This window comes from Streptomyces hazeniae (assembly GCF_031845485.1).
Lineage (GTDB): Bacteria > Actinomycetota > Actinomycetes > Streptomycetales > Streptomycetaceae > Streptomyces > Streptomyces hazeniae.
Map to the genome: position 1 here is coordinate 1 of NZ_JAVREQ010000148.1, position 469 is coordinate 469.

The 469-nt window shown below is 68.7% G+C and carries 1 protein-coding gene; it reads right to left on the minus strand.

Annotation, left to right across the window (positions count from 1 at the left end; all coding sequences use genetic code 11):
- The coding region (locus RM572_RS29045; protein WP_311676343.1) for an acyl-CoA synthetase family protein at positions 1-469 on the minus strand (469 nt) is incomplete at both ends.

Here is a 469-nt window from a genome sequence, read left to right on the forward strand (position 1 = left end):
GACCAGCATCATCTCCGGGTCCAGGACGACATAGGCCACCAACCGTTTGTCGGCGGTCGGCGCACCCTGGCTCGCGGTGGACGTGGTGGTGTGAGCGACGACCACCGCTTGGGAGACGCGGGGATGGGACGCCAACACCGACTGGATTTCGCCGAGTTCGATGCGGTAGCCGCGGATCTTGACCTGCTCGTCCGCGCGACCGGTATACCGCAGCTGCCCGTCGGCTCCCCAGGACACCCGATCCCCGGTGCGGTACATCCGGGTGCCCGGCGCCCCGAACGGGCAAGGGACGAAACGCGATCCGGTCAACCCCGGCCGGCGCACATAACCGATACCGACGCCACGACCGGCCACATACAGCTCCCCCACCACACCTGGCGGGACTTCGCGTAGCCACTGGTCCAACACGAACAGCCCGGCGCCCGGTACCGGCACACCGATCGGGACGACACCCGCCCCGGTCTGTAGC